Consider the following 7,746-nt stretch of genomic DNA (forward strand, 5'->3'; position numbering starts at 1 on the left):
TTTTCTCTTTTATCGTATTAATCATTTCGGATGCGATTTTTATGCCTCTTGTTCCTGCTTTTTCTCTTTCCGAACCAAAAAATTTATGTGTTTGCTTAATAAGTTGTCCACCAAGAAGTGGATTTTGTTCGACGATTAATGGTGACACTCCGTATTTTTTAAGTGTAATTGCAGCACTTAAACCTGCCGGTCCTCCCCCAATGATGACTACGTCTCTATTTATTTCAATCGGAGGTTCGAAATGTTCAATTCTGTCCGGTTTTTCTCCCATTCCATCTTGTCTTTCAACAACCATTTTTTCTCTTACAGGAAGAATGCAGGTTTTTATGTTAGGTATGCCGTTTACTCTCATCATACAGGATGAGCATTTTCCTATTGCGCAGAACATACCTCTTGGCCTATGGAGCTTGGTGCTTTTAGAAAATACATTCAAACCGTTGCGAAACAATGCCATTGCAACAGTTTCGTTTTGATATGCCTCTATTTCTTTCCCTTCAAATACAAAATGAATTTTTCCCTGTTTTTTGAAATGCAGAACTGGGTGTTCTTTAATTTCTCTCATCTTTTCCTTTCTTTATTCATAGTTTATTATAAATAATTCGTTGTTTCAATGTAATAGTTTTATTTTGTTGCTATTCTTTTTCTAATGCATCTATTATATATATATTTGCTGCATTCCACAGAAACCAATCTGTTAATCCGTTATCATAAACTGCTTTTTTTTCTAGCTGTACTTCATTTTTACCGTAAAAAGAGTATAATGAAAAATCTTGAAGATACGATATAAGTTTGCATTTTGAATCGATTGTTTTAAGGCGTTTTATTCCATACTGAAGGGTCAAAAGAATTGTTTCATAAGGATGAGCATCAGGATTTTCGATGCCATAGCTTCCTCGCGCGTAATGTGATGGGTAAACCATAGGGCATAAATAATCAGCGTAGGTAGCTATTTTTTCAAGATTTTGACCTATTCCCAAATCATCTGTTGCAGATAACACCAAACCAAATATATCCACTTCTACTTTTATTCCGTATTTATGTATTCGGTCTGTTGCATATTTAAGGAACAACTGGATATTGTCTTCTTTCGAAATGGCTTTTTTATTGGAAGGATATAAAAGTTCTATGCCATTTGGCACGGCAGGGAAACGTATATAGTCAAACTGTATTTCTTCAAACCCCATTGAGATAGCTTCTTCTGCTATCTCTACGTTGTATTGCCATACTGTTTCTGAATACGGGTCAACCCAGGGAATATTGCTTCTATCATAATAGATTGTCTCATTGCTTTTTTTGATTACGAGATCTTTTCTTTTAGCAGCAAGAAGTGGATCTTTAAACACAACGATTCTTGCAACAGTATAGATGCCGTTTTCTTTACACTGTGCAACAATTTTTTGTATATTGCTTATTTTTTCAATTGAAGAATTGATATCTTTTGAAAGAGGCACAGTTGATTTGTAAGAGAGGTAACCCGTTGCATCTTTTATATCTATAATGAATGTATTTATCTCAGTTTCTTTTGCAATTTTTATATAATCGCTAAACCGGTCCAGGCCTGCAGTCCACCCTGTTATATACAGTCCTTTTAGTGTTTTTGGTCGTGCAGTACGATGTATCTTTATTGTTCCTCCATTTTTCAATATATCCATTGCTCCCCATTCTTTTTGAATGGGAAATGGTGTTTGATGGAGGGTGTAGTTGGCTTCATTTAGCGTTTCTGCGGTAGAAAATATAAATATTAATGTAAGTAGTACAAATAGTTTTTTTTTGATCATACTTCTGAATTTCATCTAATCCCCATTTCTCTTAACTCTTTTTCCGAAAGTCCAAAATAGTGACCAATTTCATGCATTAATACTTTTTTAACTTTTTCTTTAAATGGTATTTTTTTTCTATTTGCTTCATGAAGGATAGGGCCGATAAACAGTATTATACGGTCTGGAAGTACTCCTTGATATCCCGGCCCTCTTTTTCTAAGAGGTATTCCTTCGTATAATCCAAGCAAAGTGCCTTTTTTATAAAGATGTATTCTTTTCAACATGGCCACTGTTGGGTAGTCCATAGTAAGGAATTCAAGATTTTGAATGTGTTTTTTAAAGTAGTCAGGTATTTCCTCTAAACTCTCTTTAATTATTTCTTCAAATTGTTCTTTTGTGATTTCCATGCTTATATTATAATAAAATATGGGAAGAATTAAACTACTTTTATTTTATTTGATTTGTATAGGACCTAAAAATTTTTTAAAAACATTAAAGTCGAATATCTATGAAAAACGCATTATTTATTATTTTGAGCTTTCCTTTGATAAAGTAAAATTTATGAAGCCGAGAGTAAAATCAGAAAGCAAAATATTTTATTCTTTTGATGAGTTGCCATCCTTTTTGAAAGCCAAGATTAAAAAAAATCTAGGATATGAAAAACTCCGTATTTTTAAATACAGGCTTTCTGCGACAATAAAACTTGTTGTTTCTTTTATCGATGGCGAATTTGCTTCTTACTGTTTTTTGGCCTGCTCTAAAAAGCAGTTTTTGCTATTTCGATTGGGGAAAGGCGATATCTATTTTTTTGATTGTTTTACATTTCCAGAATTTCGCGGGTTAGGTTTAATATACAATGAAACAAAATATGCCATAGATGTATTTAAAAAACATGGATATTCAAGAGCCTGCGTTGCAATAGATTCTTATAATAAGGATTCAATTTGTGCGTTCAATAAAATAGGTTTTTATAAGACAAAAGAATATTGGTTAAGAAAAATCTTTTTTAGTAAAAAGATTTTTGTAAAAAATTTATAATTTATTTTTATATGGATCTTTAACTCTAGGCATCAAAAAAATATTCTTTTTCTATTATTTTTTATTTGTATTGATATGAAACAGTTTATAGAAAGGGCAGAAACCATTAATACCCGTAAAGATGAGTATAAATCCAACAAACCAGCCAATAATTCTAAAAGTATTTGGAGAGAAGGCAATTATCCGAGCAAGCAAGTATTTTACGGAAGGAGACATATAATATCCTGTATCAAATAAATTTTTGATATTTGTTACCTGAGTGCCAAGATAGAAAATTAGAATACCTATTGCTACTCTTATAATTCTTTCGAATTTATTAACGTTTACTGTATCGTTGTCGTTATTCATTTTGATGGTTTTTTTGGTATTTTCTTTGGTTGTTTATATGGAAGAGGCACATAGTATACAGACGGTCTTAGAGTTGGATTTTGGGGGTATAGATTCATTAGCAGATAAACTTCTTCTGGCATATTTTTGGAAACATTCAATCCTAATTTTTCTGCTTCTTGATATATAATGGGATAGTCATGAGTCCATTTGCCTTCTGTCAATATTTTTGCAATTTGTTCGGCTTTTTTTTCAGAATAGTCATTTGAGATGAGTATTGTTTTGACAAATGTTTTTACTTGGCGCACAGCCTTTTTTGCCATATCTGCCAAAATTAGTGTTTCATCGTCTATCTTATTTTTATTTTTTTCCTTTAAGACTTTCAAAATTGAAGAAGCAGGATACTGCCCCAGTTGTGGATCTATGGGACCCAAAACAGCGTTTTCATCCATTATAATCTCATCAGCGGCAAGAGAAATCATTGTTCCCCCGCTCATTGCATAATGTGGGATAAATACGTTGACTTTTCCTTTGTGTTGTATTAATGCATGGGCTATTTGTTCTGTTGCGAGCACCAATCCTCCTGGGGTATGCAGTATAATATCTATAGGCATTTTATTTGGTGTTAATCTTATGGCTCGAAGTATTGCTTCCGAGTCCTCTATATTTATGTATTTCAGTATTGGGAAGCCGAGTAAAGCCATTGTTTCTTGTCTATGAATAAGCGCAATGACTCGTGATTTCCTCTTTTTTTCTATTTTGTGTATTAATGAAAGCCGTGCGCTTTCCAGATTTTTTTGCCTAAACCAGGGACTGATCAGCGCAAGAAGTATAAAAGACCAGAATAAAATGGCAACAATGTTATTTGCTTCATTCATCATGCACTCCCCTCCATTGCTATTATATAATAAGATTGCAGATTTGCAATGAGAGATGATGTTTTGAGGAAGTATTTAAAATGGTGTGTATCGTATTTTGCGAAACTTACGTTAGGAGTTGTTGTTTTGTAATATGGGAGTTTAGATTTTTTATTTAACTTACGGATTTTAGTAGAAGAAAAAAGTTTTATGTAAAATGGTGTTTGTATACTTCAGTATGAAGATTTGATATAAATAAAAATGCCTCTCGCAAGGAGAGGCATTTTTATTCTATTTTTAGATATTAATATCCTGCTCCTGGATATTGTGGAGCAGCTGGCATTGGTTTTTCTTCTTTGGGAATGCTTGTAACGATGGATTCTGTACTTATAAGGAGTGATGCAATGCTTTCTGCATTTTGTAGAGCAATTCTTACGACTTTGAGTGGGTCGATAATGCCTGCCTTGAACATATCTTCAAATTTTCCTGTTTCTGCATTAAATCCTGTGTTCTTCTTGGATTCCAATACTTTATGAAGTGCAATAACTCCGTCGTATCCTGCATTCTGTGCAATGAGTTTTATTGGCTCTTTTAATGCTTTTTTTACAATTTCAATACCTGTTTTTTCGTCTTCTTCTGCTTTAATTGTATCAAGAGCATGGAGCGTGTTTAAATATATTGTTCCTCCGCCTACTACAATGCCTTCTGCAAGGGCTGCTTTTGTTGCGGCTACTGCGTCTTCTACTTTATGCTTCATTTCCTTCATCTCTGTTTCTGTAGCGCCGCCTACCTTAATGATTGCAACGCCTCCAGCAAGTTTTGCAAGCCTTTCTTCCAATTTCTCTTTGTCATAATTTGAAGTTGTTGTTTTAACTTGCTCCTTAATTTGGTTGATTCTTGCATCTATATCTTTTTTGTTTCCTTTCCCACCGACAATTGTTGTATTATCTTTATCTACTTTTATGGTGTCTGCTTTTCCTAGCATATCAAGCGTTACACTTTCAAATTTAAGTCCGAGATCTTCTGATATGACTTGCCCCCCCGTAAGAATTGCAATGTCCTGAAGCATTGCTTTTCTTCTGTCGCCAAATCCAGGTGCTTTCACTGCTACGCAGGAGAAAGTCCCCTTTATTTTATTAAGTACCAGTGTTGCAAGGGCTTCACCAGTTAAATCATCTGCAATAATGACGAATGGTCTACCTTTCTGGACAATTTTTTCTAAAAGTGGCAAAAAATCCTGTACTGAAGATATTTTTTTGTCTGTGATGACTATAAAAGGATCTTTTAATTCTGTTTCCATTCTGTCGGGATCAGTCACAAAATATGGTGATACATATCCCCTATCAAATTGCATACCCTCAACTGTTTTTACATCAATGCCTAAGGTTTGTGATTCTTCGACTGTGATAACACCATTTTTACCCACTTTTTCTAAGGCGTTTGCAATGGCGGTGCCTATTTCTTGATGTTTTGAAGATACTGTTCCAATTTGTGCGATTTCTTCATTTGTGCTGATGTCTTTTTTAAGATGCTGCATTTCTTCTACTACTGTTTTTACAGCTTTATCCATTCCCTTTTTGAGGAGCAATGGGCCTGCACCGGCAGTAACATTTTTTATTCCTTCGTTGATCATTACTTGCGCTAGCACTGTTGCAGTTGTTGTGCCATCACCTGCGATATCTTCTGTCTTGGATGCCACTTCTTTTACAAGCTGTGCACCAATATTCTCATTCGGATCCTCTAATTCAATTTCCTTTGCAATAGTCACACCGTCATCAGAGAGTAATGGAGAACCAAACTTCCTCTCTAATGCTACGTGTCTTCCTTTTGGCCCAAGTGTAACTTTTACTGTATTTGTTAATTTGTCGACACCATCTTTTATGGCCTTTCTTACATCTGTGCTAAATAGAATTTGTTTTGCCTCCATGTTTTGCCTCCTTATTTAAGAATTGCTAAAATGTCGTTTTCGGAAAGGATCAAATATTTTTCCCCTTCCAATTTTACTTCTGTTCCCGCATACTTGGAGAAAATCACCATATCTCCCTTTTTTACTTCAAGAGGGACTTTTTTCCCACTATCAAGCATTCTACCGCTGCCTACTGCCACGACTTTACCTTTTTGTGGTTTCTCTTTCGCTGTATCTGGCAGTACAATGCCTGATTTTGTTTTTTCTTCAGATTCTTCAATTTGCACTGCAAGATGATCGCCAATTGGTTCAATTTTAGCCATACTAAAACCTCCTTTTCTGTTATATTTATTATTTTTAGCACTTCATTACCTTGAGTGCTAAATATATTATATGAAATTTGGTTCCCATGTCAATACTTTAAAATAAAAATTTTTAAAATGTTAGCACATACTTATTAAACCATTGAAAATATTTTTGTACAACATTGTCTTTTTAAAATAGATTGAAACTCAAAAATTTTACAATAAGTTGAAAGCAATATATTTTTTTATATAATTTACATCCTTATTTTCTTTGAAAGTTTAGTGATATTTGTTATTATATGGGCGAGTAATAAAAAAATGAAAAATGCAAATATTGTATCATATAGCGAGAAAGAGACGAGAACAATTGGTGAGAATCTTGCAATGCATCTTATTGGTAGCGGTATTAAGAAGGGAGTACTATTCCTTGAAGGTAAATTAGGTGCCGGTAAAACCGTTTTTGCGAAAGGATTTGCTGGAGGATTGGGCGTAGAAGAAAATATTGATAGTCCTACATTTGTTTTTATTAGAGAGTATTGTTCAGGAAAAGTACCTTTCTATCATTTTGATTTGTATAGATTGAAGGATCTTGAGGAGATTGATGAGTTAGGTTTTTTTGAATACTTTGATAGAGATGGATTTATTCTTATTGAGTGGGCAGAAAAAATGAAGAATTATATTAAACCATCTATCGAAATCCGGATAGAGAAAGCAGGCAAGAATAAAAGAATTCTTTCTGTAGAAATATTAGAGCAGGGAGTGAATATTAATGAATGGACTTTGTATTAATAATGCGTTTTCTCCTACGATGATTGTATTTTCTTCTGAGGAAAAGCTATTTTTTTCCGTAGCAGAAAATCCTCCCTTAAAGCAGCCAAATAATATTCTTTATGTAGTGGAAAGTATGATGGAGCTTTTTTCTTTTTCTCCAAAGGATATTGATTTTATATCGGTTGTAAAAGGACCTGGTAGTTTTACAGGAACACGTATTGGTGTGGTGGAAGGGAAAATGCTTGCTTTTTTGCTCAATATACCTTTAGTTGCCTTAAATTCACTTGAGCTTATTGCATCGGGTTTTGAGAAAGAAGTGGTTCCGGTTATCCCTGTTGGGAGAAACGCATATTTTGCCTCTCGTTTTAATTTTGGAAAACGAATAGAACAGGATTTATGCACAAATCTGGAGGAATTGTTGCAAATAGAAACCACAATTATCACCCCTGTGAGTTCTTTGAGAAATGTTTTAAAGGGGAAAAGTGTGATTGTGCATATTCCAACTTTTAATGAATTTGCAAAAAAATCTTTCGAGAAGTTTACAGAGGGAAATATAGTGGATGATCCTCTTTCTCTTACTCCCACATACCTTCGTTCTGTAAATTTGATATTCAAAGGAAAAAAATGATTGGGTTAGCTCTGCATATTTCATTGGCGACAACAAAGGATTTAAAAGCGATATATCAGATCGAAACTTTATCTTATCCCGATCCATGGCTGAGAGAAGTGCTTATAATGGATTATCTATTTAACAGCAATTCAAGGTACTATGTTGTGAAGTT

10 protein-coding genes are annotated in these 7,746 nt (G+C 33.9%); 3 read left to right on the forward strand and 7 right to left on the reverse strand.

The genetic code is table 11. The features are described from left to right. From U9Q18_04335 to U9Q18_04345, 3 genes are all read right to left on the reverse strand, one after another. A partial coding sequence (locus U9Q18_04335; protein MEA3313585.1) for a 2Fe-2S iron-sulfur cluster-binding protein occupies positions 1 to 562 on the reverse strand: 562 nt, incomplete at its 3' end. 70 nt (positions 563 to 632) lie between these two features. Then, entirely contained in the window at positions 633 to 1,778 is a 1,146-nt protein-coding gene (locus U9Q18_04340; GenBank protein MEA3313586.1) for a putative glycoside hydrolase, read from the reverse strand. Between the two features lie 11 nt (positions 1,779 to 1,789). Beyond that, positions 1,790 to 2,167 (reverse strand): metallopeptidase family protein, encoded by a 378-nt coding sequence (locus tag U9Q18_04345; GenBank protein MEA3313587.1) that lies wholly within the window; start codon positions 2,165 to 2,167, stop codon positions 1,790 to 1,792. A 19-nt stretch (positions 2,168 to 2,186) separates the two neighbouring features. On the opposite strand from U9Q18_04345, the gene U9Q18_04350 reads away from it, so the two are divergent. Beyond that, positions 2,187 to 2,798 carry a hypothetical protein gene (locus tag U9Q18_04350; protein MEA3313588.1) on the forward strand — a complete coding sequence of 204 codons (612 nt, stop codon included), beginning with the start codon at positions 2,187 to 2,189 and terminating at the stop codon, positions 2,796 to 2,798. A gap of 54 nt (positions 2,799 to 2,852) precedes the next feature. Here U9Q18_04350 and U9Q18_04355 read toward each other — a convergent pair whose 3' ends face one another. From U9Q18_04355 to groES, 4 genes are all read right to left on the reverse strand, one after another. After that, positions 2,853 to 3,146 carry a DUF2892 domain-containing protein gene (locus U9Q18_04355; GenBank protein ID MEA3313589.1) on the reverse strand — a complete coding sequence of 98 codons (294 nt, stop codon included), beginning with the start codon at positions 3,144 to 3,146 and terminating at the stop codon, positions 2,853 to 2,855. Continuing rightward, positions 3,143 to 4,003 (reverse strand): hypothetical protein, encoded by an 861-nt coding sequence (locus tag U9Q18_04360; GenBank protein MEA3313590.1) that lies wholly within the window; start codon positions 4,001 to 4,003, stop codon positions 3,143 to 3,145. Before U9Q18_04360 ends, U9Q18_04355 begins: the two co-directional genes overlap by 4 nt. Before the next feature lie 283 nt (positions 4,004 to 4,286). Continuing rightward, complete coding sequence (groL, locus tag U9Q18_04365) at positions 4,287 to 5,909, reverse strand: chaperonin GroEL (GenBank protein ID MEA3313591.1); 1,623 nt, start codon at positions 5,907 to 5,909, stop codon at positions 4,287 to 4,289. Between the two features lie 11 nt (positions 5,910 to 5,920). Next, the gene (groES, locus tag U9Q18_04370) at positions 5,921 to 6,211 is read right to left on the reverse strand and encodes a co-chaperone GroES (GenBank protein ID MEA3313592.1); all 291 of its coding nucleotides are present in this window, start codon (positions 6,209 to 6,211) and stop codon (positions 5,921 to 5,923) included. Between the two features lie 300 nt (positions 6,212 to 6,511). On the opposite strand from groES, the gene tsaE reads away from it, so the two are divergent. Next, complete coding sequence (gene tsaE, locus U9Q18_04375) at positions 6,512 to 6,982, forward strand: tRNA (adenosine(37)-N6)-threonylcarbamoyltransferase complex ATPase subunit type 1 TsaE (protein ID MEA3313593.1); 471 nt, start codon at positions 6,512 to 6,514, stop codon at positions 6,980 to 6,982. After that, positions 6,963 to 7,592, forward strand: coding sequence for a tRNA (adenosine(37)-N6)-threonylcarbamoyltransferase complex dimerization subunit type 1 TsaB (gene tsaB / locus U9Q18_04380; protein MEA3313594.1), 630 nt, complete (start codon positions 6,963 to 6,965; stop codon positions 7,590 to 7,592). The genes tsaE and tsaB overlap by 20 nt, the downstream gene beginning before the upstream one ends. Positions 7,593 to 7,746 lie beyond the last annotated feature (154 nt).

This window comes from Caldisericota bacterium, assembly GCA_034717215.1.
Classification (GTDB): Bacteria; Caldisericota; Caldisericia; order Caldisericales; family Caldisericaceae; genus UBA646.